The organism is Actinomadura sp. NBRC 104425, assembly GCF_030269545.1.
GTDB classification, from domain to species: domain Bacteria; phylum Actinomycetota; class Actinomycetes; order Streptosporangiales; family Streptosporangiaceae; genus Spirillospora; species Spirillospora keratinilytica.
Map to the genome: position 1 here is coordinate 1 of NZ_BSTN01000012.1, position 24030 is coordinate 24030.

Genomic DNA, 24030 nt, shown 5'->3' on the forward strand with positions numbered 1-24030 from the left:
CGAGGGCCTCCTGGACGTCGGTGCAGATGTCGTCGCAATCCACACCGAAACCAGAAGGCCCTCCTGTCGTTCAACAACCACCCACGGCGTGTCGCCTGTCACCAACGTCCCCGAACAGCACACCTAGCGCTCCAGGGCATGTCAATGAATCCTTGACATTGAGGTTGCGTCAAGGAATCATTGACGAATGGAACAGGTCACCTGGAAGCTTGTGTGGCCGTCCGTGTTCGTCTTCCCGGCGCTGATCCTCACGCTGGTGTCCGTTCAGGACTCGCCGGTCCTGCTCGCCGTCGTGGCCTGCACCGTCCTCGCGGCGGTCGGCGCGGTGGCGCGCCGGGCGGCGACCCTCGCCGGCGGCGAACAGGCGGACGCGGCCCGGCTGGACGAGCTGGAACCCTTCCCGGCCGGCGACGTGCGGCGGGAGCGCCCGTGATGTCGGAACGGCTGGACGAGCAGGAGGCCGGGGCCCTGCGCGACGCCATCGTGGAGGCGGTGCTGGCCGCCGGGGCGCAGGTCCGCGACGACGACCCGGACGACCATCTGCGGCTGGTGGCGGCGGCCAGGGTCGCCGCCGAGGAGACCAGCAGGATGCTGCGCCAGTCCATCAACGGGGCCCGTGCCGCCGGGCACAGCTGGGAGGACGTCGGCCGGGTGCTGGGCGTGAGCCGGCAGGCCGCGCAGCAGCGGTTCGGCACCCCGGCCCGCGGGGCGTCCGGGGCGAGCGGGGTGCGCAAGGAGCTGCGTCCGGTCACCGCGTTCACCGAGATGCAGGCGCTGGAGGCGGAGGGCCGCCGGGGCTGGCACTCGGTCGACTACGGTCCCTTCTTCCATGTCGTGGAGGCGTCCCCCCACCAGTGGGAGCACCGCAGGCTCTGGTGGCCGTCGCGGAAACGCCGCCGCCGGATGGAAGAGGCGGGATGGCAGCTCATCACCCCGTCCAACTACGACTCGCCCTGGGTCTACTACAAGCGTCCTATCGACAAGCCCGCCGAGTCACCCGATGTAGGCGATGAGGCGGCCGCAGGTTAGGGCGATCAGCCACAGGCGCAGGGAGACGGCACCGGTCAGGCGGACGAAAGGCGGGGGTGCGGTGCCGGTGTCCCACGAGGCGAGCGTTCGGGCGTGGGCGTCGTGGAAGACGGCGGCGTTGCAGCCCGCCAGGGCGATCACGGTCGGCTTCACCTGAGGGGCGGTGTCGGCCGCGAGCGCGGTGGCGTTGGCGGCCGACAGCAGCAGGCCGGACACGGCGACGAGCGCGAAGCCCGTCCACGTCCACCGCAGCAGGTGGGCGCCGAGGGCGCGGACGCTCAGGGCGCGGGAGACGCCGAGCAGGCGCAGGTCGAACGCCGTCACCGAGCCGATGAGCACCGCCAGGCCCGCCAGGTGCGCGAGCTCGACCGCCGGGTAGAGCGTCGGGCCCTCGCGGACGGCGCGGGCCACGGGGGTGTCCTCCAGCGCACGCAGGAAGGCGTCGAGCATCTCACCGTCCCGCCACGCGGCGACGGCGGCCGCCGCGCCGATGCCCGCGACGACCGCGCCGCCGAGTAAAGCGTCCCCCGTCGTCGCGGCCGGCGGGTGCGGACGACCCGCCGGGGCAGCCGTCGGCGTAGTGGGTGCGGGTGCCGGCCGAGCAGAACACCACGCGGCCGGACGGCGTGGCGAGGGCCTGGACGCGCAGCTCGCCGTCACGGTTGCTGCCCTGCTCGCAGCGGCGGAACACCACGGCCTCCACCCGGTCGCCGCGTTCGGGGCGGTCGTCGGACGCGGCCATGATGTCCGGCGGAAACAGGATCTCGGTGCGGCCAGGCGGTCCACGATCGGGCGGCTGTTCAGGTCGTCCAGCGAGGCGAACCGGGCGGCGTCGGCGGGGACGCGCAGCCCCGCCGGGACCTCCACCGTCAGCCGGGCGTGCGGGTAGCCCCAGTCGGCCTCCGCACCCGTCCCGCCGACGTAGACGGGACGGGTGCGGTCGCTGTGCCCGGTCGAGGCGTGGTGGGCGGGCGGGTGAGGATGGTCGCGAGAACGAACGCGAGAGGCATCGTCATGCCGGGGAACTAGTGATCCGTCCCGAAAAACGCGCTAAAGCATGGTCACGGTGCGGCAAGAAATCCGGGGTGGCCGGGATTGCGGCGATACGTTGTGCGGAGAAGCGGTACGTCGTAACCAAGGCGGTGCGCCATGACCGACGTCACCTATCCGATCTCACGCCGACGCCCGCTGGACCCGCCGGGCGAGGCCACCGCGCTGGCCCGGCGGGCGCCGATACACCGCATGACCTTCGCCGACGGCCATCGCGGCTGGCTGGTGACCGGTCACGCGGCCGCACGCGCGTTGCTGGCCGACCCCCGGTTCAGCAACCGCCCCGAGCATATGCATCTGCCGGTTCCCGGCCGCATGCAGCTGCTGGATAGGCAGAAGGACCCGCGGTTCGCGCTGCCGCCCGGGTTCTTCATCCGCATGGACCCGCCCGAGCACACCCGCTTCCGCAAGCTGCTGACCGGCCAGTTCACCGTCCGGCGGATGAAGCGGCTGCAACCGCGCATCGAGGAGATCACCCGCGGGTTCCTGGACGCCATGCAGGCCGCCGGGCCGCCCGCCGACCTGGTGGAGAAGTTCGCGCTGCCCCTGCCGTCCATGGTGATCTGCGAGCTGCTCGGCGTCCCCTACGCGGACCGGGGCCGGTTCCAGGACGACAGCCGGGAGCTGCTCAGCCTGGAGATCTCGGCCGACGAGATGTTCGCCGCGATGCACCGGGTGCTGTCCTTCATGGGCGAGCTGGTGCGGCGCAAGCGCGTCGAGCCCGGCGACGACCTGCTCAGCGGCCTGGTCGAGACGGGCGAGCTGAAGGACGACGAGCTGACCGGCGTGGCGATGCTGCTGCTGATCGCCGGGCACGAGACGACCGCCAACATGCTCGGCCTGGGCACCTACGCACTGCTCACCCACCCCGATCAGCTCGCGGTGCTGCGGGACGACCCGGCGGCGGTCAACGGTGCCGTCGAGGAGCTGCTGCGGTACCTGTCGATCGTGCACATCGGCCCGATAAGGACCGCGCTGGAGGACGTCCAGATCGACGGCCGGATGATCAGGGCGGGTGAGTCCGTAGCCGTCTGCGTGCCCGTGGTGAACCGCGACCCGTCCCAGTTCCCCGACCCCGACCGGCTCGACCTCACCCGCGACGCGACCGGGCACATGGCGTTCGGGCACGGCGTGCACCAGTGCCTCGGCCAGCAGCTCGCCCGCGCCGAGATGCGCATCGGCTACCCGGCGCTGCTGCGGCGCTTCCCGACGCTGCGCCTGGCGGTCCCGCCGGAGGAGGTGCCGATGCGCTCCGACATGACGATCTACGGGGTGCACCGCCTCCCCGTCACGTGGTAGGGGAAGGTATGAAGGTCATAGCGGATCGCGACGTGTGCATCGCCGCGGGCAACTGCGTGCTGACGGCCCCGGACGTCTTCGACCAGGACGAGGACGAGGGCACCGTGGTGCTTCTGCGGGACGACCCGCCCGAGGAGCTGCGGGAGGCCGTGCGGCGCGCCGTCGAGCTCTGCCCGTCCGGCGCCATCCGGATCGCCGAACCCTGAGGGCGCGGCGTCGGGGGGATCATCTAGGTCGCCGCGCATGCCGCTACCCGACGCACTGCGCACGCGGATGGACGAGCCGGACTTCTGGCCGCTTCCAGAACGGGCCCCAAGGGCCGGAGGACGGACCTGCGGTGGACGACCACGCCGGGCGGTCATCCCGCCGTCGCGCAGGACGACCACCTCAACGCCGACATCCCGCTCTATTGGCTGCGCTCCCCCGACAACGAGGGGTTCCCGTTCGCCGAACGCGCCGAGCAGATCGTCACCGACGCCGCGAGCGCCGCCCTGCTGAGCGTCCCGGACTGTGCGCGACGCCCTCGATCGCCGCACCGCCCCGCGCGGGCACCGGCATGTGGCCGCGCTGGCCGAGGCGTTGCGCGCCGCGGGAGGCGCGCATCCCATACTGGTGCGCGCGTTGGAGGAGCCGGTGAGCAGGGCGGAGTCGCGCTGGGCGGTGGAGGTGCCGGCCGGGCTGCCGCAGGGGACGCTGGTCAAGCGGTGGTTCGGCCGCCAGCCCCCTCTCCGAGGCCCGGTCCTGTGACTCACCTCAGTCCCAGGAACCTCACTCCTATCGATGCGCGCGTCACAGCGGCACTCAGACGGCGGTCAGGGCTTCTCGGCGGCCTTGAGGACGCTGTCCAGGTCGCGGCGGAACAGGTCCAGGTACGCCTCGGCGACGCCGGTGTCGATCCCGGCGTCCTGGAAGGCGTGGACGATCTGCGCCATGTCGGCCACCCGGACCCTGAGAACGCCCTCGTCGTCCGACACGCCGCCGTCGATCTGCTCGGTGAGGAAGGCGACGAACCCCAGCGGCCCGTCGCCGGCCAGGTCGGTGAGCGTCTTCGCGACGAACGGCCGCAGGTCCTTGGCGGCCAGGCCCGCCGACCGCAGCAGCGCGGCGGACTGCTTGTAGCCGGTCAGGATCGTCCAGAACAGGTTGAGCAGCGCCTTGTAGTAGATCATCGCGAGGCCGTGGTCGGCGCCGACGTAGACGATCTCGCTGAGCGAGGCGAGCGTGTCGCGGTGCCGTTCCAGGGCGGTCTCGGAGCCGCTGTAGAAGGTGCAGGAGCCGGGCCGCCCGATGCCGGGCGGCGGCACCATGATGCCCCCGGCCAGCAGCTCGGCCCCGTGCGCAGACGCCCAGGCGGCGGCCCGGCGCAGCTCCGCCGGGGTGTCGGCGCTGAGGTTGACCAGCACCTTGCCGCGCAAGCCGGGGACGTCTCCGCCCAGGGAGTCGTACATGGCCTGGTAGTCGATCTGGGAGATCACCACCAGGTCGGACGCGGCCACGGCGTCGGCGGCCGAGTCGGCCCGGGCGGCGCCCTTGGCAACCAGCGGGTCGGCCTTGCTCGCCGTGCGGTTCCAGACGGTGACGGGGTGGCCGTTGCGCAGCAACACCTCGGCCATCACCGAGCCCATGGCGCCCAGTCCGAGCACGGTCACGGGTGCGGACATCGCGGTTCCCTTCATGGTCGTGTGGTCGGTGCGGTCCGAGCGTGGACGCCGGCGCTTCGGATCGGCTTCGGGTCGGCTACGGATCAGCTACGGGTGCGGGGCGGATTACCCTGACACGGTGCGTTTCGGGGTGCTCGGTCCGCTGGCGGTCTGGACGGACGCAGGTGCACCGGTGCGCGTGCCCGAGGCGAAGGTGCGGACGCTGCTTGCCGATCTGCTGGTGACGCCCGGACGGCCGGTGCCCGCCGACCGCCTCGTCCACGACCTGTGGGGCGACCGGACACCGCGCAACCCGTCCGGCACCTTGCAGGCGCGCATCTCCCAGCTGCGCAGGGTGCTGGAGGACGCCGAGCCCGGTGGCCGCGAGCTGGTGGTGTTCGGGCCGTCCGGCTACACGCTGCGGGTGGCCGACGACGCCGTGGACGCGGGCCGGTTCACCGCGCTCGCCGCACGGGCACGACAAGCCGCCGACCCGCACAGCAGAGCACGCCTGCTCGCCGACGCGCTGGCGCTGTGGCGCGGACCCGCGTTCGCCGACGTCGCCGACACCCCGTTCGCGCAGCCGGCGATCGCCCGGCTGGAGGAGGAGCGGCTGGCCGCGCTGGAGGAGCAGGCCGAGGCGCGGCTCGATCTGGGCGACCACGTGCGGCTCGCCGCCGACCTGGCGGGCGCGGTGGCCGCCCATCCGCTGCGGGAACGGCTGCGGGCCGCGCACCTGCTGGCGCTGTACCGGGCGGGACGCCAGGGCGAGGCGCTGGCCGGGTACGAGGAGCTGCGCAGGCGGCTGGCCGAGGAGCTGGGCGTGGACCCGTCGCCGGAACTGGCAGGCCTGCACCAGGCGATGCTGCGGCGGTCGCCGTCACTGGCGCCCGTCCGCAGGCGCACGAACCTGCCTGCCGCGCCGTTGAACACCCTGGTTGGCCGCGACGACGCCATCGCCGACGTCCGCGCGCTGGTGGCGGAGCACCGGCTGGTCACGTTGACCGGGCCGGGCGGTGTCGGCAAGACGCGCCTGGCGCTGGAGGCGGCGGCGCGGGCGGCGGACGACTTCCCCGACGGCGTGTGGCTGGCCGAGCTGGCGCCGCTGCCCCGCACCGCCACCGCCGCGGACGTCGCCGACGTCCTCACCGCCGCGCTGGGCGTGTGCGACGACCCGGGCCCGGACATGCCGCCCGAACGCCGACTCGCCGAGGCGGTGCGGGGCCGGGAGGCGCTGCTCGTCCTGGACAACTGCGAGCACGTGGTCGAGCCCGTCGCCGCGCTGGCCGGCCGCCTGCTGGAGGACGCACCGAAGCTGCGCGTCCTGGCCACCGGCCGCGAACCGCTCGTGCTGTCCGGGGAGCGGCTGTACGTGGTGCCGCCGCTGGACGAGCCGAGCGCGGTGCGGCTGTTCGCCGAACGCGCCGCCGCCGCGGCCTCCGGCTTCACGCTGGACGCCGACAACCGGTCCGCGGTCGCGACGATCTGCCGCCGCCTGGACGGGCTGCCGCTGGCGCTGGAACTGGCCGCCACCCGGGTCCGGGCGCTGGGCGTGCAGGAGCTGGCCGCGCGGCTGGACGATCGGTTCCGGCTGCTGGCGGCGGGTCCGCGCGACGCGCCCGCCCGGCAGCGCACCCTCCGCGCGGTGATCGACTGGAGCTGGGAGCCGCTGACGGAGGCCGAACGGCTCGTGCTGCGGCGGCTGGCGGTGCACGCCGACGGCTGCACGCTGGAGGCGGCCGAGGAGGTGTGCGCGGAGGACGGCGTGGACGTGCTGGACGTGCTGCCCCGCCTGGTGGACCGTTCGCTGGTCGTCGTCGCGCCCGGCCCCCGGTACCGGTTGCTGGAGTCGGTCACGGCGTACTGCCGGGAGCGGCTGCGCGACACCGGGGAGGACGAGCGGATCCGGCGGCGGCACACGGCGTACTACATCCGGCTGGCCGAGCGGGCGGCGCCGCGGCTGCGCGGGCCGGGGCAGCGCGAATGGCTGGAGCGGCTCGACCGGGAGAGCGCCAATCTGCGCGTCGCGCTCGACAACGCGGGCGGCGACGACGCGCTGCGGCTGGTGAACGCGCTGACCTGGTACTGGTTTTTGCGCAGCCGGTTCGGCGAGGCGCGGCGCTGCCTGGCGCTGGCGCTGTCCAAGGGCGGCGGGCCAGCGGTCGCGCGAGCCGACGCCGAGACGTGGCTGGCCGGGATGACGCTGGTCTCGCACGGGGGGACGGTCGCCGAGGAGACGATCGCCGCCGCGTTGAAGCCCTACGACGATCTGGGCGCGCCGCTGGCCCGTGCCCGCGCCGCCTGGTTCCTCACCTTCGTGTTCTGGGGGTACGGCGACCACGTCCGGCACCTTCGGCGGGTGGACGACGCGCTGGCCGTCTTCCGCGCGCACGGCGACCGGTGGGGCGAGGCGGCCGCGCTGAGCACCCGCGCCAAACTGGCGATCGGCCGCGGCGATCTGGCGGGGCTGCGCCGCGACGCCGAGCAGGCCCTGCGCCTGTTCACCGAGCTGGGCGACGAGTGGGGACGGCTGGAGGCCGCCCACGCCCTCACCCACCGGGCCGAGATCACCGGCGACTACGCCGAGGCCGCGCGGCTGGTCCGGCAGACCCTGCCGCTCGCCGAGGACCTGGGCATGTGGAGCGAGGTGTCGTTCCGGCTGTCGGCGCTGGGCCGGATCGCGCTGCTGACCGGCGATCTGGCGCAGGCCGGGGAACTGCACGAACGGGCCCGGCGCCTGGCGGTGGACCGGTCCGCCAAGGCGGCGCAGGAGTTCGCCGAGATCGGGCTCGGCCTGGTGGCGCGCCGCGCGGGCGACCTGGACGCCGCCGAGGCGCACCTGCGGGCGCCGCTGGAGTGGCTGCGGGGCGTCGGCGGGACGCCGGGCATCGCGCTCGTCATGGCCCAGCTCGGCTACATCGCCGAGGAGCGGGGCGACGCCGCCACCGCCCTGGCCCGTCACCGGGAGGGGTATGAGGCGGCCCGGTCCCTCGGCGACCCGCGCGCGATCGCGCTGGCGCTGGAGGGGCTGGCCGGGGCGTACTCGCTGGCGGGCGAGCACGCGCATGCGGCCCGGCTGCTCGGTGCGGCCGCCGCGGCGCGGGAGGCCGTCGGCGCGCCGCTGCCGCCCGCCGAACGCGGTGACGTGGACCGCGCCGCCGCCCGCTGCCTGGCCGCCCTCGGCGCGGACGGTTTCGCCGCCACGTTCACTCGCGGGAATGCCGACCGTCACATAGCGGTTTTTCGGGCATGACGTTCTCGACCCGTTGGGACGGCGACGCCCTCGATTTGGACGCCTACCTGGGACGCCTCGCATTTGACGGCCCGGTATCGCCCACGCCCGCGGCGTTGCGGGCGCTGCACCGCGCGCACGTCACGTCCATCCCGTTCGAGAACCTGGAGATCTTGCTGGGGCGGGGGGTGCCGCTCGACATCGCCTCCCTGCAGGACAAGATGGTGCGCGGACGGCGCGGCGGCTACTGCTTCGAGCACAACCGGCTGTTCGCGGCGGCGTTGGAACGGTTCGGTTTCCGCTTCACCGCGCTGATCGGGCGCGTCACGATGGGCGCGGAGAACAAGATCAGGCCCGGCACGCATGCGCTGCTGCGGGTGCAGACCGACGACGGCCGCGTCTGGCTGTGCGACGTGGGATTCGGCGCCGGACCGCTGAAGCCTTTGGAGTTCACCGACGGCGCTTCCGCCACCCAGGGCGAGGGCTGGCGCTACCGGCTGGAGCGGCTGGGGCCCGTCGACGAGCGTGTGCCGCACGTGGCGTTGTGGACGCTGTGGCAGGCGCCCGCCCCGGGCACGGCGGGCGACTGGGCCGATCGGCACAACTTCACCGAGAGCCCGGCGTTCCCGATCGACTACGAGGTGGCCAACCACTACGTCTCGACGCACCCGCGTTCGCCGTTCACCAGCCGCCCGTTCGTGCAGCGCTACTCCGCCGACGCTCACCATGTGCTGGACGGGCTGACGCTGACCACGTTCCGCCCGGACGGCCCGGCCGACAAGCGCGAGCTGAGCCCGGGCGAGGTGCCGGATGTGCTGGCGGACGTGTTCGGGATCGTCCTGGACGAGGCCGACGCCGCCCGGCTGACGGCGTCGCTCGCCGACTGACCGGAGATCCACTCGCGGCGCCGGTGGCGCGCAGCACCCGCAAGGCGGGCCGCCCGCCGGACTCGGACGCGGCGAGCATGCCGCATGATCGAGTAACGCGGATTGCCGATTCCGGCCTTCCTGCGGACGACCAGGACGCCGCCGCGGCCGTCGCACGCCCGCCGCGGCAGCCGTTCGACCTGGGCGGTCTCCTCCGCCCGTCCGTGCAGCATGCCGCCACACCACTCAGCGGGGACGGCTTCGCGGGCGCGCCGGAATTCCGACGGTGTACCCGTCGGTAGATGAAGAATCTTCCATCTTTGGGCGTGCTGGGTTATCGTCCTCCCACACGGCCCGGTAGTGCAGCCCGGGGCGTGGAAGTCTAAGGGGCCTCGCCGCTCCCCCCACGGCGAGGCCCCGTCCCATGTACCCGGCAGGGTTGGATTCCTGCTGCCGGGTACCGGCTCATCATGAGCGAACGCCGACACGCCGCTGAAGATTCCCGGCCCCTTGCGGACCGGCGGGCCGAGGCCGGAGCACCGCAGGAAGAGGACCACGACTTCGGCGACGAGCACACCACCAGCTCGACCAAGCCCCCGATCGCCGAGGCGGAAACCCCCGGTGGCGAGGACGAGGGGTACAGCCCACAGACCGAGATTCCGTGAATTCGCTTGCCGTGTGACGCAGGACGTGCACGTGACGGCGTGGTCCAAGGAGAACACGCCGTCACGTGAACCACTCGGAAACCCTCGACTGGCCTGGTAGCGGACGGCGAGCCCGTCGAACCCGGGTGGCGAGCCCATCAAACCCACGCGGCAAGCCCAGCAAACCCGCGCGGCGAGCCCATCGGCCCGGGTGGCAAGCCCAACAAACCCACGCGGCGAGCCCATCGGCCCGGGTGGCAAGCCCATCGGACCCGGGTGGTCGGCCGCCGCTGACGCGGGGCCGGCGCCGGTGGCCAGCCTGAACGGCCGGTTCGCGGCCGCACTGCATCCGGCGTGCGACACGCTGCCGCTCACCACGCTTCGCAACAGGTTCTGACCCCCACGGTTGGCATCGGGTCGGGCGTTCGGTGGGTGGGGTGGTGCTGGTCAGGCGGCAACGTGGGCTTTGTTGCGGGTCCAGTGGCGGTGCGCGGCGATGGCGTTGATCAGTTCGCGTTTGAAGTTGTCGTCCGGGCCGCCGGGTGCGCCTGCGCCGCGGCGGGTGACCACGCCCTGGTCCACCTCGACCAGGCCTTCGGTGGCGATCTGCAAGGTGGACAAGCCGGCGCGGCCGAGCAGCTCGACACCGGCGTCCAGGGCGCCGATCGCCTTGCAGTGCTTGTAGGTCTCGGCGACGAAGTGCAGTGCGTCGCCGTCCTCGGACAGGGTGCGCACGCTCTCCTCGCCGCCGGGGATCACCACCGCGTCGTACAGCACCGACGCCACGGTGGGCAGCGCGCGGGTCACCTCCACCTGGTCGCCGTCGGCACTGCGCACGGCACCGTCGTGGGCGGCGAGCACCTCGCAGACCGCGCCCTCCTCGGTGAGCGCCTCGCGGACGGCGTTGACATCGGCCGCCTCCACCCCATCGGCCACCAGCATCGCGACCTTGCGGGCCTTGATCGTGTCGGCCGGGGAGTTGGCCTGGCTGAGCGCGGGCGAGCTGCGACCGTGGTTGGCGACGACCGGGGCCTTGGGCGGCTCCACGCCGATGCCCTCGGCGACCCGCGTGGCCAGGTCGTGGTCGACGTGGTTGAGCTGCTCCACGACGCCCTCCCGGATGTGCCGGTGCTCCACCTTGCCCAGCTCGAAGCGGAACGCCGAGACGATGTGCTCCTTCTCCCAGTCGCACATGCTGTTCCAGAACAGCGTGGCCTGGCTGTAGTGGTCGGCGAAGCTCTCGCTGCGCTTGCGGATCTTGGTGCCGTCCACCCGCTCCTGGTAGTGCCGGTACACCCCGTCGCCGTCGACGCCCGCGCCGATCGCCGGGCAGCCGCCCGACAGCGAGTTCTTGTGGTAGGCGGCCCGGCCCTGGTGGATCTGCGTCTGGTGGTAGGCGTCGCGGTGGTGGTTGCGCACCGGGGCCACCGCGCGGTTCACCGGCAGTTGCGTGAAGTTGGGCCCGCCCAGCCGGATCAGCTGGGTGTCCAGGTAGGAGAACAGCCGCGCCTGCAGCAGCGGGTCGTTGGTGAAGTCGATGCCGGGGACGACGTTGCCCAGGCAGAAGGCCACCTGCTCGGTCTCGGCGAAGAAGTTCTCCGGGTTGCGGTCCAGCACCAGCCGGCCGACCGGGAGCACCGGCACCTGCTCCTCCGGAATGATCTTGGTGGCGTCGAGCAGGTCGAAGTCGAATTTGTGCTCGTCGGCCTCGGGCACAAGCTGCACGCCCAGCTCGTACTCGGGGTAGTTGCCCGCCTCGATGGACTCCCACAGGTCGCGCCGGTTGAAGTCGGGGTCCTTTCCGGCGATCTTCTGGGTTTCGTCCCAGTCCAGGGAGTGGGTGCCGAGCGCGGGCTTCCAGTGGAACTTCACGAACGTGCCCCGGCCCTCGGCGTTGACGAGCCGGAAGGTGTGCACGCCGAAGCCCTGCATCATGGCGAAGCTGCGGGGCAGCGCCCGGTCGGACATCAGCCACATCATCATGTGCATGGTCTCGGGCTGCAGCTGCACGAAGTCCCACAGGGTGTCGTGGGCGGACGAGGCCTGCGGGATCTCGTTGTGCGGCTCGGGCTTGACCGCGTGCACGAAGTCGGGGAACTTGATGCCGTCCTGGATGAAGAACACCGGCATGTTGTTGCCGACCAGGTCGAAGTTGCCCTGCCGCGTGTAGAACTTGGTGGCGAAGCCGCGCACGTCGCGTACGGTGTCGGCCGATCCGCGGGACCCGGCGACGGTGGAGAACCGGACGAACACCTCGGTCTCCACGGAGGGGTCGCGCAGGAACTCCGCGACGGTGTACTCGGCGAGCGAGTCGTCGTACACGCGGAAGTGCCCGTAGGCGCCGGCGCCGCGCGCGTGCACCACCCGCTCGGGGATGCGCTCGTGGTCGAAGTGGGTGAGCTTCTCGCGGAAGTGGAAGTCGTCCATGATCGTGGGGCCGCGTTCCCCCACGCTGAGCGAGTTGTCGGTGTCGTCGACCCGTACGCCCAGGTCGGTGGTGAGCGCGGAGTCGCGCGGATCCACCCGGAACTCGTCGAGTTGCCGCTGCTTGTCGGCGTGGTCACCGGAGCTCGACATGATCGTCGTCCTCAGCTCGTCGGATGTCGGTCGGATGCCGCGCGCCCTACCCGACAAACCGCTGAATACACCGGAAGACGCGATCAATCGCATGAATGCGCGCATTACCCGGTGCATCGGCCTCGCCTCGCCGGGTAGGAGGACCCTCATCCCCCGACCGCCCCGTCCAGCCCCGGCCGAGAAGGATGACGACATGGCGAAAAAGACCGGCGACGGCCCCTCGCGGAAGGCGCCGGACCGGCCCACCCGGCTCGGCCGGGACGCCTGGTGGGGCGTCGCCAAACGCACCTTCCGCGAGTTCCGCGACGACAACCTGGTCGACTGGGCCGCCGCGCTCACCTACTACGGCGTGCTGTCGATCTTCCCCGCGCTGATCGTGGTGGTGTCGCTGGTGGGCCTGTCGGGCCAGTCCGGGACGCAGATGCTGACCGACAACATCCGCCAGCTCGCACCGGGCCAGTTGCGCGACGTGCTGATCAGCATCGTGGAGGGGCTGCGCGACACCGCGCCCACCGCCGGCGTGCTGGCGGCCGCGGGGTTGCTGGTGGCGCTGTGGTCGGCGTCCAAGTACGTGGCGGCGTTCATCCGCGCCGTCAACGCGGTCTACGACGTCCCCGAAGGCCGCCCCCTGTGGAAGCTGGCGCCGCTGCGGGTGGGGCTGACCCTGCTGATGGTCGTCCTGCTGGGCGCCAGCGCGCTCGCGGTGACGTTCACCGGACGCCTCGCCGAGCAGGCCGGCCGAATGCTGGGCCTCGGCTCGGCGTTCGTCACCGGCTGGAACTACGCCAAGTGGCCGGTGATCCTGCTGGTGGTGATCATCGCGGTGGCGACCTTGTACTGGGCTGCGCCCAACGTCCGCCAGGCGGGCTGGCGGTGGATCACCCCCGGCAGCGCCGTGGCGATCGCGTTGTGGATCGTCGCGTCCGGCGGGTTCGCGGTCTACCTGGCGAACTTCGGCTCCTACAACGCCACCTACGGGGCACTGGCCGGCGCCGTGATCTTCCTGGTCTGGCTGTGGATCTCCAACCTGGCCGTCCTGCTCGGCGCCGAGTTGGACGCCGAGCTGTCCCGCGCCCGCAAGATCGCCGCAGGCGCCCCCGAGACGGTCGAGCCCGTCGCCGAGCCCCGCGACACCCGCAAATTCTCCCCCGAAGACCGCGAGTCGTACGCCGAACACTCCCGCAACGGACGCCCCCACGCCGAACCTGCTGAGGACGCGCACCGCCGCAACGAGCGTCCCCGCAGCACACACACCAGCAGCAAACCCGCCCCCTGACCGCCCGCCGGCACGGCATGAATCCCGGCAGACGCGGCAGCCGAACACCCGCGTGACGGGCGGCCCGCAGCGCGCACACCGGCGGCGAGCCCTCTAATCGGCCGCCAGGGCGGTGACGACTTCGGGGCCGGGGCGGTGGATGCCAGGCGGTAAGAGACGCCCGCCCACAGGTGCAGCGCGCCCGCGTCACCCCCGGGCGGCGGGTCAGGTCACCGGTGTGCCATCGACTCGCTGGTGGCCGTGACCGCTCAGCATGCCCCGCCCGGTCGTGCTGCTCATCAGCGACCCGGATGACCTGTCGCGGCTCGTGGAAGAGCCGGACCGCCCCAAGGATCAGCGCGTCGTCGTCGTGCACGTGTGAGCTATGGGAGGGGCATGCGTGCGCCCGGCTCATGCGGGGGTGAGTTTGTAGCGGATGGGAAGGTATTTGGGGCCGCCTACGAAGGTGGTGGCGACGTTTTCGGGTTCGCCTGCCAGTTCGATGGAGGTCAGGCGGGGGATCAGCTCGTCGAAGAAGGCGCGCACCTCCATGCGGGCCAGCGCGGCGCCCAGGCAGTAGTGGACGCCGAAGCCGAACGCCAGGTGCTTGTTGGGGTCGCGGCCCACGTCGAAGCGGAACGGATCATCGAAGACGTCTTCGTCGCGGTTGGCCGACGGGTAGGACAGCAGCAGCGCCTCGCCCGCGCGGACGCGGACGCCGCCCACCTCGCAGTCCTCGGCTGCGGTGCGCATGAACTCCTTGACCGGGGTGACCCAGCGGATCATCTCCTCCACCGCCAGCGGCATCAGGCCGGGGTCCGCGCGCAGCCGGTCCAGCTGGTCGGGGTGCTCGATCAGCGCGCGCAGCCCGCCGGAGATCGTCGAGCTGGTGGTGTCGTGCCCGGCGGTCGCGATGATCACGTAGTAGGAGGCGGTGTCGATGTCGCTGAGCGGTTCGCCGTCGACGCGGGCGTTGGCGATCGCCGAGGCCAGGTCGTCGGTCGGGTTCGCGCGGCGGGACGCGGTGAGCTCGTTGAAGTAGGCGAAGAAGTCCAGCAGGACCGCAAGCCCCTCCTCCGGGGAGTCGCCGCGCTGCAGGTCGGGGTCGGCGTTGCCGAACAGCTCCTGGGTGAGCTTGAGCATGCGGTCGAAGTCGGACTCGGGCAGCCCGAGCAGTGAAAGGATCACGTACAGCGGGTAGTGCACCGCGACCTGCTGGACGAAGTCGCACTCCCCGCCCAGTTCGAGCATGCGGTCGACGTAGCGGCGGGCGAGCTCCTTGACGCGGGGTTCCATGGCGCGCATGGCGCGGGGCCGGAACCAGTCGGCGCCGATGGCGCGCAGCACGCGATGGTCGGGGTCGTCGATGTGGACGAGGGTGCGCAGCCCCATTCCCTGCTCCGCGCGCTGCCGGTTGATCTCGTCCATCTCGGCGGTGGCCAGCAGCGGACGGGGCGCGTTCAAAAACAGGTGGTGGTCGCGTTCGATCTCCATGATGTCGGCGTGCCGGGTCACGGCCCAGAACGGGTTGTAGCCCGGCGCCTCCACCCAGTGCACGGGCGCCTCGCGGCGCAGCACGGCCAGCGCGGCGTGCAGCCGGTCGTCGTCGGCGTACGCGGCGGGGTCGGCCAGGGTCAGGCCCGCCTCTGCAACGCTCGGAGTCATGACTCCCCTTCGTGTCAGTGAAGCCGCCCGTAAAGGACGCTAGCACCGCCGAATGTCATTCGGTCAGCTCTCGGTCAAAGGTCGGTGAACGTGCCGTGGCGGCCGTGTCCGGCGGTGAATCTGGCGACGCCGTCGGCGGCGTCCGCCAGCGAACGCACGCCGTGCCCGTACTCCACCGCCAGCGCCTGCTCCTCGTCCAGGCCTTCGGTCTCCAGCGCCGACAGGCGGTCGCCGCGCAGGCAGGCCTGCGGGAAGCGGGCGATCTCGGCGGCCAGGTCCTCGGCGGCCCGCCGCGCCGTGCCCGGCGGGACGAGCCGGTTGGCCAGCCCGATGTCGTACGCCTCCCGGGCGGGCACCGGCCGTCCGGTCAGGATGAGGTCCATCGCCCGGCTGCGGCCGATCAGCCGCGACAGCCGGAACGTGCCGCCGTCGATCAGCGGCACGCCCCACCGGCGGCAGAACACGCCGAACACCGCGTCGGACTCCACCACCCGCAGGTCGCACCACAGCGCCAGCTCCAAACCGCCCGCGACGGCGTGCCCGGCGACCGCCGCGATGACGGGCTTGCCCAGCCGCATCCGGGTGGGGCCCATGGGCCCGTCGCCGTCTGCCTCGACGCGGTTGCCGCGCGGTGTGCCGACAGCCTTGAGGTCGGCGCCCGCGCAGAACGTGCCGCCCTCGCCCCACAGCACGGCGACCGATGCGTCGGGGTCGGCGTCGAACTCGCGGAACGCGTCGGCGAGCTCGGCCGCGGTCGGGCCGTCCACCGCGTTGCGCACCTCCGGACGGGAAAGGATCACCGTGGTGACCGGCCCGTCCCGCTCCACCCGCACAGCCGTCATGACGCCCGACACTACGGGCCGCGGGTCCGGGGAGCAGGAGTTTCCGGACGGTGAGATCTGCCTGACCCGCATGGTCAAGCGGCCGTCATGACACGGTCACAGCGGGTAATGTCTCGCCGACATGACGAACACCCTCGCCAAGGCGGTGAGCCTGCGACCGCTGACCGCCCGCTCGGTCGTCCTCAGCACCCTGCTGGGCCTGCATCCGCCCCGGCTGCGCGCCCGGCACCTGGTGCGCGTCGGGGCGCTGTTCGGCATCGCCGAGGGCACCGTCCGGGTCGCGCTGTCGCGCATGGTGGCCGCCGGCGACCTGGTGCACGTCGACGGCATGTACGAGCTGAGCGAGCGGCTGCTGCGCCGCCAGGCCCGGCTGGACGAGGCCCGCTCCCCCCGCACCCTGCCGTGGGACGGCACCTGGGAGATCGCCCTCGTCACCGCCGAACGGCGCCCCGCCGCCGACCGGGCCGCGCTGCGCCAGGCCATGCAGGCGCTGCGGATGGCGGAGCTGCGCGAGGGCACCTGGCTGCGGCCCGCCAACCTGGCCCGGCCCCGGCCCGACGTCGTGCTGCGGCAGTGCACGTACCTGCGGGGCCGTCCCGAATGCGACCCGAAGCAGCTGACCGCGACGCTGTGGGACCTGACCGCCTGGGCCGCCGACGCCAAGGCCCTGCTGGACGCGCTCGACCGCGCCACGTCCCTGGCCGACCGGTTCACCGTGTCCGCGGCGGTGCTGGGCCATCTGCTGCGCGACCCCCTGCTGCCGGACGAGCTGCTGCCCGCCGACTGGCCGGGCCCCGGACTGCGCGCCCGGTACGCCCGGTGCGAGGCGCGACTGGAACGGCTGCTCGCCGAATGCGTGCCGGCCGCCGAGCCGATCGGCGGGCGGCTTGCGAAATCGTGATCTTTCCGGCATTGCCTCGGGCGGATCTCGGCGTCACCCTCCTCCCGTGACCGTGACCGCTGGGAACGAGCAGGTCACGCGAAGGAGGTAGACATGGCCGTGGCCCACAAGGCCCTGGGCGCGATGCTCCGCCGCAAACCGATCGAGCAGATCGAGGACGAGGCGGCAGCGACCGGCCTGCGGCGCACCCTCGGACTCTGGCAGCTCACCGCGATCGGCGTGGGCGGCATCATCGGCGCGGGCATCTTCTCGCTGGCCGGCGCCGTCGCCAACGAGACCGCCGGTCCCGGAGTCCTGATCTCATTTCTGATCGCGGGGGTGGCCAGCGCCGCCGCCGCGTTCTCCTACGCCGAGTTCGCCGGGCTGATCCCCCGCGCCGGATCGGCCTACACCTACGGGTATGCGGTGCTCGGCGAGTTCGCGGGCTGGGCGATCGGCTGGGACCTGCTGCTGGAGTACACCGCGATCGTGGCGGTGGTGGCCATCGGCATCTCCGGCTACTTCAACGACCTGCTCGGCTTCCTCGACATCGACCTGCCGCTGTGGATGATGGGCGCGCCCGGCACCGAACCCGAGGGCGTGGCGGGCGGCAGCTACAAGGTCAACCTGTTCGCGCTGCTGCTGTGCCTGCTCATCGCCTACGTGCTCAACCTGGGCATGAAGAGCGCCGCCCGGTTCGAGACCGCGCTGGTGTACCTGAAGGTCGGCATCGTGCTGCTGGTCATCGCGGTCGGCGCGTTCAAGATCAAGACGGGGAACTACTCGCCGTTCCTGCCGTTCGGGCTGGACGGCGCGTTCACCGGGGCCGCCACGGTCTTCTTCGCCGTCTTCGGCTACGACGCGATGTCGACCGCCGCGGAGGAGTCGCACGACGCCCGGCGGCACATGCCCAAGGCGATCGTCTATTCGCTGGCGATCTCGATGGTGCTGTACGTGCTGGCCTGCCTGGTGCTCACCGGCATGGTCGACTACCGGCACATCGACCCCAACGCCGCGTTCTCCTCGGCGTTCGACGACGCGGGCCTGGAGACGGTCGGGTTCGTCATCGCGGTCGGCGCGATCCTCGGCATCCTGACCGTGCTGTTCACGTTCATGATGGGGGCGGCCCGGGTGTGGTACTCGATGAGCCGCGACGGGCTGCTGCCGGGCTGGTTCGCCCGCACCCACCCCACCCGCAAGGTGCCGACCCGCATCACCTGGATCCTCGGCGCGGGCTCGGCGCTGATCGCCGGGTTCCTGCCCATCGGGGAGGCCGCGGAGCTGACCAACATCGGCATCCTGCTGGCGTTCATCGTGGTGTGCGTCGCGGTGGTCGTGCTGCGCTACCGGCGTCCCGAGCTGCCCCGGCAGTTCCGCACCCCGGGCATGCCGGTGGTGCCGATCGTCGGGGTGGTGTTCTCGCTGTGGCTGATCACGTTCCTCAAGCAGGAGACCTGGCTGCGGTTCGCCGTGTGGTTCGTGCTCGGCTGCGTGGTCTACTTCGCCTACGGCCGCCGCCACTCGCTGCTGGCCCGCGGCGGCGCCCCGGCCGGAAAGACCGCGGGCGAGTAGCCGCCGCTCCCCGGGGCGGTCAGGCGACGACGAGCCGGTCCATCTCGGCGCGGACCGCCTCGGGGATCTCCACCGGACGGCGCGCGTCCCGGTCCACGAACACGTGCACGAAGTGCCCCTCGGCGACCAGCGTGCCGTCCGACCGGTACATGCCGATCTCCCAGCGCACGCTCGACCGGCCGAGCTTGCCGATGCGGGCGCCCACGCTGATGGTGTCGGGGAAGGACACCTCGGCCTTGTAGACGCAGTGCGACTCCACGCACAGCGCGATCGCCGGGCTGGTCGCGGGGTCGAAACCGGCCGCCTTGATCATCCACTCGTTGATGACGGTGTCCATCAGCGCGTAGTGGACGACGTTGTTGACGTGCCCGTAGACGTCGTTGTCCTTCCACCGCGTGGGGACGGTCTCCCAGTGCGCGTACTCATCCCGGTTCACGGCGGCAAGTGTAGGAGCGGCCTTAGCACCCCCCTGTGACGGGTGCGGGCCTCGTACGGCGGGTGCGGCACAGACCGCGTTCCCGTCCGGCAGGGTGCGTGATGCCGGGATAGTCGTGGCCGAAGGACTGGTTTTCCTCAGCGCAGCCCCGTACGGCGGGGTGCGGACGCGGTACGGGTGTTCAGTGGCGGTGGCCGCCGCGGAGGCGGGCCATCAGCCGGCGCACCTTCGCCTGGATGCGGGAATCGCGGGCGTAGCGCTCGGCCTTGGCGCGCAGCCGTCGCCCCTGCGGGCCACTGGCATACCGCTTGATCCGGTCGATGAGCGTGGGCATGTCTCCTCCTCGGGCCGGGAGGTCGCCGACCGGTCGCCGTCGAGGCGGGCGGTCACGGCGGGTGCCGCCCGAACCATCCGGGGTCTGCCCGCCGTATCCCCGGTCAATGCTTCTTGTTCACCTTCTTGAGCAGCCCGCGTACCTTCTCCTGGGTCTTGGGGTCGCGGGCCAGTTGTTCGGCCTTCTCTCGGGCCTTGCGGCCCTGCGGGCTGTTGGCGAGTTTTTTGAGCCGGTCGCTGAGCGAAGCCACGGTTTCCTCCTGCCGCCCGGCGGGCGCCTCACCCCGTCCAACGGTTCGCAGACGCGGATGGTTCCGCTACGGAGGGCGAGGACAACCTGGGGGCTCGTCCGGGCGACCGGCGGCGCGGGCAGGTGCCTGCCCGCGCTCGCGCGACGCCCCCGCCGGGGCGGGCGGGGGCGTTACCAGCACGGGGCACTCACCCTACATGTTGATGTGGAACAACGCACTGGCACCAGATGTTGGGCATTTCGCGGGGATTGCCGCTCACCAGGGGTCTCTTGGAGATGCCGGTGCGGGGATGGGACGATAACCTCGCAATGACCGCGCATCCGCCGAGCCCGTTCTTCCGCGTCTCGCGCGCGGTGGTGTTCGCCACCGTGTGCGTGTCGCTGTCGACGCTCGGGCACACGGCGACGTCACAGCTGGTGATCCCCCTGTGGGCGGTGCTCACCGGCTTCGGCGGCGTACTCGCGGTGACACTGGCGCTGGCCGGACACGAACGCTCCCTGGCCACCATCCTCGGCGGACTGCTGGGCGGGCAGTTCGCGCTGCACAGCCTGTACGTGGACGCCACGTCGCCCATGCAGCACCACCCGGCCGTGATGCCGCAGGACACCGCGCACGGGTCGGGCGCGGGCATGACGCTCGCGCACGTGCTCGCCGCCGTCGTGTCGGCCTGGTGGCTGCGGCGCGGCGAACGCGCGGCGTGGTCCCTGGCCCGGCGGCTGCGGGCCGCGGCCGACCGGCCGGTTCGGCTGCTGCTGGCGCTGCTGCATGTCGAGGCCGCCGCACCGCCCGTCCGGACGCGTCCGGCCCCGGTGGACGACGAGACGCCGCCGACCGACCGGGTGCTGCGGTTCCCCGTGGTGCGCCGGGGGCCTCCTCTCCGTTCGAGGGCGCTCGCCGCCGCCGGCTGACCGCCGGGGCCGAGCCGGGCGCCGTACGAGCCGTTTCACACCGGGCGCCGCCTGTCCGCATGGCATCCCCGGTGCGTTCCCGTACGTCTCGAACGGAGTTCTTTGCGATGTCCCTTCCGACGTCCGTACGTACTTTCCGGCATGCCCGCCGGGCCGCCGTGGTGAGCGGGCTGGCCGCCGTCTCGGTCGCCGCCCTGGCCACCGCCGCGTCCGCGCATGTCACCGCCAACCCCCGGTCGGCCGAGCAGGGGTCGTACACCAAGGTGTCGTTCCGCGTGCCGAACGAGCGCGACAACGCCTCGACCACCGAACTGCGCGTCGAACTGCCCACCGACCACCCGATCACGAGCGTGTCCGTCCGGCCCACCCCCGGATGGAAGGTCACCGTCGAGAAGACCAAGCTGAGCACGCCGGTGAAGATCGAGGGCGGTGAGCTGTCGGAGGTGGTCTCTCGGATCACCTGGACCGGCGGCAAGATCGATCCCGGCCAGTTCGAGGAGTTCGACGTCTCGCTGGGGCCGCTGCCCACCGGCGTCGACCGGGTGCTGTTCAAGGCCGAGCAGAAGTACTCCAACGGCGAGGTCGTCAAGTGGGACCAGGACCCGGGCACCGGCGCCGAGGAGCCGGAGCACCCGGCCCCCGAACTTAAGCTGACCCCGAAGGCAACCGCCACGCAGGCCGCCGGCGCGGTCACCGCCAAGGCCGACGACGGGTCGGCGTCCGATGGAACGGCGCGGCTGCTCGGCGGCCTGGGGCTGGCCGCAGGTCTGATCGGGGCCGGTGTCGGCGGGTTCGGCCTGGCCCGAGGAAGGAGCCGGTCATGAGGGGGCTGCGGGTCCTGCTGGCGGGATTGATCGCGCTGTTCGCCGTCGGGGTGGCGGCGCCGCCGGCGTTCGCGCACGACGCGCTGAAGGAGGCCGAGCCGGCGTCCGGCGCCACGGTCGAGCCGCCGTCGGAGATCGTCCTGACCTACACCAACACCGTGCGGCTGCCGCAGGTGGTGGTGACGGACGCCAAGGGCACGGCGGTGCAGTCGGGGGCGCCGGAGGCGTCCGACAACAAGGTCACCCAGGCGCTGAACGGGACGCTGCCCGACGGCGAGTACACCGTGGCGTGGCGGGTGGTCTCCAGCGACGGCCACCCGATCAAGGGCACCTACAAGTTCACGGTCAAGGGCTCGCCGGCCGGGTCCGCTTCGCCCGCCGGGTCCGCCGCGCCCGCCTCGTCGGCCCCCGCTCCGGCGGCCCCGTCGACGCAGGGCGCGAGCAGCCAGTCCGAGGAGGGCGGGTCCTCTGGCTGGCTGTGGATCGGCCTGGCCGCGGTGGTCGTCGCCGCCGTGGCGGGCGGCGTGGCCTGGGCCCGCCGTCCCCGCGAGGACTGACGCGCCGACGCAGACGCCCGCCCCACCACCCCAGGTGGGGCGGGCGTCGCCCGTTCTGTCGGCCCTCAAAAAGCACCGCCCGAGGGGCCGCACAGTCGCGGCGGCCAGGGCGGCTATGCGCTCGTAGAGATCCTGCGGGCCCGGCGTCGCGCACCTCACCGCCCGTCCGCAGCACGCCGCACGCCCCCGGCGCCCACACCGTCGGCCGAGCCGAGCCCGGCCGGTGCGGCCGACGGGATAAAGTGCACGCACTGGAGCGGCGGAAGTTGACGGTGATGCTGTTTTCGATTCCTGAGTCCGGATGGTGGGTGATCGTGGTCGGGGTGACGGTGTTCTTCATGGTCACCATGGGGCGGCTGGCCTCCGGCCTCGACCTTCCGGAGGAACTGCGCGGCAAGGTGGAAGAGCAGACCAGGCAGGCGCGGTGGGGGCTCTACATCCTCACGCCGCTGTTCTCGGCCGTCGTCCTGCTGGTGAACCTGCTGCGGCCCGAACCGGCACCGCAGATCCTGTTCCTGTACAGCGTCGTCTTCGCCGCCTTCCCGTTCGCCCTCTATCCCGTCCGCGGCCGGATCGTCCGGCACTACGTGGCCCAGCAGCGCAACCCCGACACCGAGATCAAGCCCGACCGGCTGACGATGATCTGGATCGGCGGTTTCCTGTGCACGGTGATCCTGGTGGCCGTGATCGCGCTGATGGCGGCGACGTACGGCAAGCAGGTCTAGCACCGCTTCGGGGAGACGGGCGGGCGCCGGACGCGGCGGTCCGCCGGGGCCGCGGCGGGCGATGAGGAGCGGCCGGTGCGCCAGTGGACGAGGAGCGCCACGACGCTCGCCGCGGCGGCCAGGGCCATGCCCCCGCGCATGCCCGACAGGGCGTAGCCGGACAGTGCCCAGGCGGTGGTGGCCAGGGCGGGCCCCAGGGAGAAGCCGAGCTGCCGGGCCAGGCTCTGCGCGGCCCCGGCCGTGCCGTGCGCCTCGCCGGGTGCGTTCAGCATCAGCATCGCGAAGTTGGGGCCGGTGGACAGGCCGGTACCCGCCCCGGTGACGGCCAGGCGCCAGCTCAGGTCGGCGGGGCTCCAGGCGGGGTCGAGCGGGATCATCAGCGCGGCACCCAGGCCGCCGACCAGCACGCCCAGCCCGACGGTGCGGGACGCGCTCCAGCGGTCGGCGAGCAGGCCGCCGAGCGGCCCCGCCAGCATCATGCCCGCGGGGAAGGCCAGGATCGCGGTGCCCGCGGCGGCGGCCGACAGGCCGAGTTCGCGTTGCAGGTAGAACGGGGCGAGGAACTCCACCAGCGCGACGGCGACCGCGTTGAGCAGCACGAGCAGCAGCGGGCCGGTGACGCCCGGCGTGCGGACGAGGGCGCGCGCCGGACGGCTCGCGTCCATGCGCGTCCACAGCAGCAGGGGCGGCGCGGCGGCGAGGGACAGGGCGAGCCAGCCGGGGCCGCGGCCCGCCGCGAGGGAGAAGCCGAGCAGGAGCGAGCCCGTGGCCACCGCCAGCACGGCGCACTCGGCGAGCAGGTCGCGGGTGGGAGGCCGCAGGGGGCCGGCGGGGGCCAGCTGGGCGAGCGCCACCGCGACGACGAGGACGCCCAGGGGTCCGTTGACGTAGAAGATCCCGGGCCAGCCCCACGCCTGGACGATCAGGCCGCCAAGCGCGGGGCCGCTGACGGCGCCGAGCGGGCCGAGCGTCATCACCAGCGACGTCGCCCGCGCCACCCGCCCGGACCGGACGGCCCGCGTGGTGATCAGGGGGATGAGGGCGAACAGGGTCCCGGCGAACGCGCCCTGCACGACGCGGGCCGCGACCAGCCAGGCGAGCCCGGGCGCCGCCCCGGCGGCGAGGCCGGCGAGGGTGAAGCCGCCGACCAGCGCGACCAGGGCGGGCCGCGCGCCGACCCGGTCGAGCCAGCGGCCTGCGGGCAGCGTGACGGCGACCAGCGGCAGCAGGTAGCCGAGGACGACCCATTGGGTGGCGGCCGTGCGGACGCCGAAGTCGCGCTCCATTGCGGGCAGCGCCACCGCGACAGCGCTGGTGTCCAGGGTCGCCATGAACACCACCAGGCCCATCGCGGCGACCAGCGGCCAGCGGTCGCGGGCGGGTTGCGGCACCTCGTCCTCCCCAGAACTGCACATCATGTGCAGAAAAAGTACACATATCGTGTA

At 72.5% G+C, this 24030-nt stretch carries 25 protein-coding genes; 15 read left to right on the top strand and 10 right to left on the bottom strand.

The window, feature by feature from the left end; translation table 11 throughout:
• The first annotated feature begins 187 nt into the window (after nt 1–187).
• Both QSK22_RS19075 and QSK22_RS19080 read left to right on the top strand, forming a co-directional pair.
• A complete protein-coding gene (locus QSK22_RS19075; protein ID WP_285495583.1) occupies nt 188–433 on the top strand; it encodes a hypothetical protein in 246 nt (81 codons plus the stop codon).
• Nucleotides 433–1029 carry a hypothetical protein gene (locus QSK22_RS19080; protein WP_285495584.1) on the top strand — a complete coding sequence of 199 codons (597 nt, stop codon included), beginning with the start codon at nt 433–435 and terminating at the stop codon, nt 1027–1029. Before QSK22_RS19075 ends, QSK22_RS19080 begins: the two co-directional genes overlap by 1 nt.
• Here QSK22_RS19080 and QSK22_RS19085 read toward each other — a convergent pair.
• Entirely contained in the window at nt 994–1479 is a 486-nt protein-coding gene (locus QSK22_RS19085) for a hypothetical protein (RefSeq protein ID WP_285495585.1), read from the bottom strand. The two genes, QSK22_RS19080 and QSK22_RS19085, sit on opposite strands and share 36 nt — an antisense overlap.
• A gap of 1 nt (nt 1480) precedes the next feature.
• Nucleotides 1481–1771, bottom strand: a complete 291-nt coding sequence (locus tag QSK22_RS19090) for a hypothetical protein (RefSeq protein ID WP_285495586.1) — start codon at nt 1769–1771, stop codon at nt 1481–1483.
• 407 nt (nt 1772–2178) lie between these two features.
• On the opposite strand from QSK22_RS19090, the gene QSK22_RS19095 reads away from it, so the two are divergent.
• The 3 genes from QSK22_RS19095 (at nt 2179) to QSK22_RS19105 (ending at nt 4125) form a co-directional block, all read left to right on the top strand.
• Nucleotides 2179–3378: a cytochrome P450 gene (locus QSK22_RS19095; RefSeq protein ID WP_285495587.1), complete on the top strand. Its 1200-nt coding sequence runs from the start codon at nt 2179–2181 to the stop codon at nt 3376–3378.
• An 8-nt stretch (nt 3379–3386) separates the two neighbouring features.
• Complete coding sequence (locus tag QSK22_RS19100; RefSeq protein ID WP_285495588.1) at nt 3387–3584, top strand: ferredoxin; 198 nt, start codon at nt 3387–3389, stop codon at nt 3582–3584.
• A gap of 304 nt (nt 3585–3888) precedes the next feature.
• Nucleotides 3889–4125 (top strand): hypothetical protein, encoded by a 237-nt coding sequence (locus tag QSK22_RS19105; protein ID WP_285495589.1) that lies wholly within the window; start codon nt 3889–3891, stop codon nt 4123–4125.
• 65 nt (nt 4126–4190) lie between these two features.
• Here QSK22_RS19105 and QSK22_RS19110 read toward each other — a convergent pair whose 3' ends face one another.
• Entirely contained in the window at nt 4191–5039 is an 849-nt protein-coding gene (locus QSK22_RS19110; protein ID WP_285495590.1) for an imine reductase family protein, read from the bottom strand.
• A gap of 118 nt (nt 5040–5157) precedes the next feature.
• On the opposite strand from QSK22_RS19110, the gene QSK22_RS19115 reads away from it, so the two are divergent.
• The 3 genes from QSK22_RS19115 (at nt 5158) to QSK22_RS19125 (ending at nt 9781) form a co-directional block, all read left to right on the top strand.
• On the top strand, nt 5158–8271 hold the full coding sequence (locus QSK22_RS19115) for an AfsR/SARP family transcriptional regulator (RefSeq protein ID WP_285495591.1): 3114 nt from the start codon (nt 5158–5160) through the stop codon (nt 8269–8271).
• On the top strand, nt 8268–9137 hold the full coding sequence (locus QSK22_RS19120) for an arylamine N-acetyltransferase family protein (RefSeq protein WP_285495592.1): 870 nt from the start codon (nt 8268–8270) through the stop codon (nt 9135–9137). Before QSK22_RS19115 ends, QSK22_RS19120 begins: the two co-directional genes overlap by 4 nt.
• A 449-nt stretch (nt 9138–9586) precedes the next feature.
• Nucleotides 9587–9781: a hypothetical protein gene (locus QSK22_RS19125; protein WP_285495593.1), complete on the top strand. Its 195-nt coding sequence runs from the start codon at nt 9587–9589 to the stop codon at nt 9779–9781.
• A 426-nt stretch (nt 9782–10207) separates the two neighbouring features.
• Here QSK22_RS19125 and QSK22_RS19130 read toward each other — a convergent pair whose 3' ends face one another.
• Nucleotides 10208–12337, bottom strand: a complete 2130-nt coding sequence (locus tag QSK22_RS19130) for a catalase (protein WP_285495594.1) — start codon at nt 12335–12337, stop codon at nt 10208–10210.
• A 193-nt stretch (nt 12338–12530) separates the two neighbouring features.
• Here QSK22_RS19130 and QSK22_RS19135 point away from each other — a divergent pair, with 193 nt between their 5' ends.
• The gene (locus QSK22_RS19135) at nt 12531–13613 is read left to right on the top strand and encodes a YihY/virulence factor BrkB family protein (protein WP_285495595.1); all 1083 of its coding nucleotides are present in this window, start codon (nt 12531–12533) and stop codon (nt 13611–13613) included.
• 390 nt (nt 13614–14003) lie between these two features.
• On the opposite strand, the gene QSK22_RS19140 is transcribed toward QSK22_RS19135, so the two are convergent.
• Both QSK22_RS19140 and QSK22_RS19145 read right to left on the bottom strand, forming a co-directional pair.
• The gene (locus QSK22_RS19140; RefSeq protein WP_285495596.1) at nt 14004–15257 is read right to left on the bottom strand and encodes a cytochrome P450; all 1254 of its coding nucleotides are present in this window, start codon (nt 15255–15257) and stop codon (nt 14004–14006) included.
• Nucleotides 15258–15331: 74 nt separating this feature from the next.
• Nucleotides 15332–16099, bottom strand: a complete 768-nt coding sequence (locus QSK22_RS19145) for a crotonase/enoyl-CoA hydratase family protein (protein WP_285495597.1) — start codon at nt 16097–16099, stop codon at nt 15332–15334.
• A gap of 121 nt (nt 16100–16220) precedes the next feature.
• Here QSK22_RS19145 and QSK22_RS19150 point away from each other — a divergent pair, with 121 nt between their 5' ends.
• The gene (locus QSK22_RS19150; protein ID WP_285495598.1) at nt 16221–17000 is read left to right on the top strand and encodes a PaaX family transcriptional regulator C-terminal domain-containing protein; all 780 of its coding nucleotides are present in this window, start codon (nt 16221–16223) and stop codon (nt 16998–17000) included.
• 93 nt (nt 17001–17093) lie between these two features.
• On the top strand, nt 17094–18551 hold the full coding sequence (locus QSK22_RS19155) for an amino acid permease (RefSeq protein WP_285495599.1): 1458 nt from the start codon (nt 17094–17096) through the stop codon (nt 18549–18551).
• 19 nt (nt 18552–18570) lie between these two features.
• On the opposite strand, the gene QSK22_RS19160 is transcribed toward QSK22_RS19155, so the two are convergent.
• The 3 genes from QSK22_RS19160 to QSK22_RS19170 form a co-directional block, all read right to left on the bottom strand.
• Complete coding sequence (locus QSK22_RS19160) at nt 18571–18987, bottom strand: acyl-CoA thioesterase (protein ID WP_285495601.1); 417 nt, start codon at nt 18985–18987, stop codon at nt 18571–18573.
• Between the two features lie 181 nt (nt 18988–19168).
• A complete protein-coding gene (locus tag QSK22_RS19165; protein WP_285495602.1) occupies nt 19169–19321 on the bottom strand; it encodes a hypothetical protein in 153 nt (50 codons plus the stop codon).
• A 103-nt stretch (nt 19322–19424) separates the two neighbouring features.
• On the bottom strand, nt 19425–19571 hold the full coding sequence (locus QSK22_RS19170) for a hypothetical protein (protein ID WP_285495603.1): 147 nt from the start codon (nt 19569–19571) through the stop codon (nt 19425–19427).
• 308 nt (nt 19572–19879) lie between these two features.
• On the opposite strand from QSK22_RS19170, the gene QSK22_RS19175 reads away from it, so the two are divergent.
• The 4 genes from QSK22_RS19175 to QSK22_RS19190 all read left to right on the top strand — a co-directional run bounded on the left by QSK22_RS19175 (nt 19880) and on the right by QSK22_RS19190 (nt 22585).
• Nucleotides 19880–20479, top strand: a complete 600-nt coding sequence (locus QSK22_RS19175; RefSeq protein WP_285495604.1) for an MFS transporter — start codon at nt 19880–19882, stop codon at nt 20477–20479.
• Between the two features lie 107 nt (nt 20480–20586).
• On the top strand, nt 20587–21303 hold the full coding sequence (locus QSK22_RS19180) for a YcnI family copper-binding membrane protein (protein ID WP_285495605.1): 717 nt from the start codon (nt 20587–20589) through the stop codon (nt 21301–21303).
• Nucleotides 21300–21860, top strand: coding sequence for a copper resistance CopC family protein (locus QSK22_RS19185; RefSeq protein WP_285495606.1), 561 nt, complete (start codon nt 21300–21302; stop codon nt 21858–21860). Before QSK22_RS19180 ends, QSK22_RS19185 begins: the two co-directional genes overlap by 4 nt.
• 275 nt (nt 21861–22135) lie before the next feature.
• Nucleotides 22136–22585 carry a hypothetical protein gene (locus QSK22_RS19190; RefSeq protein WP_285495607.1) on the top strand — a complete coding sequence of 150 codons (450 nt, stop codon included), beginning with the start codon at nt 22136–22138 and terminating at the stop codon, nt 22583–22585.
• On the opposite strand, the gene QSK22_RS19195 is transcribed toward QSK22_RS19190, so the two are convergent.
• On the bottom strand, nt 22582–24003 hold the full coding sequence (locus QSK22_RS19195) for an MFS transporter (protein ID WP_285495608.1): 1422 nt from the start codon (nt 24001–24003) through the stop codon (nt 22582–22584). The two genes, QSK22_RS19190 and QSK22_RS19195, sit on opposite strands and share 4 nt — an antisense overlap.
• Between the last annotated feature and the right edge of the window lie 27 nt (nt 24004–24030).

What these genes read in the sequence shown, in the direction of transcription:
- QSK22_RS19130 (WP_285495594.1), bottom strand. Translation starts at nt 12,337, where the DNA reads ATGTCGAGCTCCGGTGACCACGCCGACAAGCAGCGGCAACTCGACGAG.
- QSK22_RS19090 (WP_285495586.1), bottom strand. Translation starts at nt 1,771, where the DNA reads ATGGCCGCGTCCGACGACCGCCCCGAACGCGGCGACCGGGTGGAGGCC.
- QSK22_RS19165 (WP_285495602.1), bottom strand. Translation starts at nt 19,321, where the DNA reads ATGCCCACGCTCATCGACCGGATCAAGCGGTATGCCAGTGGCCCGCAG.
- QSK22_RS19085 (WP_285495585.1), bottom strand. Translation starts at nt 1,479, where the DNA reads ATGCTCGACGCCTTCCTGCGTGCGCTGGAGGACACCCCCGTGGCCCGC.
- QSK22_RS19140 (WP_285495596.1), bottom strand. Translation starts at nt 15,257, where the DNA reads ATGACTCCGAGCGTTGCAGAGGCGGGCCTGACCCTGGCCGACCCCGCC.
- QSK22_RS19110 (WP_285495590.1), bottom strand. Translation starts at nt 5,039, where the DNA reads ATGTCCGCACCCGTGACCGTGCTCGGACTGGGCGCCATGGGCTCGGTG.
- QSK22_RS19120 (WP_285495592.1), top strand. Translation starts at nt 8,268, where the DNA reads ATGACGTTCTCGACCCGTTGGGACGGCGACGCCCTCGATTTGGACGCC.
- QSK22_RS19150 (WP_285495598.1), top strand. Translation starts at nt 16,221, where the DNA reads ATGACGAACACCCTCGCCAAGGCGGTGAGCCTGCGACCGCTGACCGCC.
- QSK22_RS19125 (WP_285495593.1), top strand. Translation starts at nt 9,587, where the DNA reads ATGAGCGAACGCCGACACGCCGCTGAAGATTCCCGGCCCCTTGCGGAC.
- QSK22_RS19145 (WP_285495597.1), bottom strand. Translation starts at nt 16,099, where the DNA reads ATGACGGCTGTGCGGGTGGAGCGGGACGGGCCGGTCACCACGGTGATC.
- QSK22_RS19190 (WP_285495607.1), top strand. Translation starts at nt 22,136, where the DNA reads ATGCTGTTTTCGATTCCTGAGTCCGGATGGTGGGTGATCGTGGTCGGG.
- QSK22_RS19155 (WP_285495599.1), top strand. Translation starts at nt 17,094, where the DNA reads ATGGCCGTGGCCCACAAGGCCCTGGGCGCGATGCTCCGCCGCAAACCG.
- QSK22_RS19180 (WP_285495605.1), top strand. Translation starts at nt 20,587, where the DNA reads ATGTCCCTTCCGACGTCCGTACGTACTTTCCGGCATGCCCGCCGGGCC.
- QSK22_RS19135 (WP_285495595.1), top strand. Translation starts at nt 12,531, where the DNA reads ATGGCGAAAAAGACCGGCGACGGCCCCTCGCGGAAGGCGCCGGACCGG.
- QSK22_RS19185 (WP_285495606.1), top strand. Translation starts at nt 21,300, where the DNA reads ATGAGGGGGCTGCGGGTCCTGCTGGCGGGATTGATCGCGCTGTTCGCC.
- QSK22_RS19175 (WP_285495604.1), top strand. Translation starts at nt 19,880, where the DNA reads ATGACCGCGCATCCGCCGAGCCCGTTCTTCCGCGTCTCGCGCGCGGTG.
- QSK22_RS19075 (WP_285495583.1), top strand. Translation starts at nt 188, where the DNA reads ATGGAACAGGTCACCTGGAAGCTTGTGTGGCCGTCCGTGTTCGTCTTC.
- QSK22_RS19095 (WP_285495587.1), top strand. Translation starts at nt 2,179, where the DNA reads ATGACCGACGTCACCTATCCGATCTCACGCCGACGCCCGCTGGACCCG.
- QSK22_RS19100 (WP_285495588.1), top strand. Translation starts at nt 3,387, where the DNA reads ATGAAGGTCATAGCGGATCGCGACGTGTGCATCGCCGCGGGCAACTGC.
- QSK22_RS19080 (WP_285495584.1), top strand. Translation starts at nt 433, where the DNA reads ATGTCGGAACGGCTGGACGAGCAGGAGGCCGGGGCCCTGCGCGACGCC.
- QSK22_RS19195 (WP_285495608.1), bottom strand. Translation starts at nt 24,003, where the DNA reads ATGATGTGCAGTTCTGGGGAGGACGAGGTGCCGCAACCCGCCCGCGAC.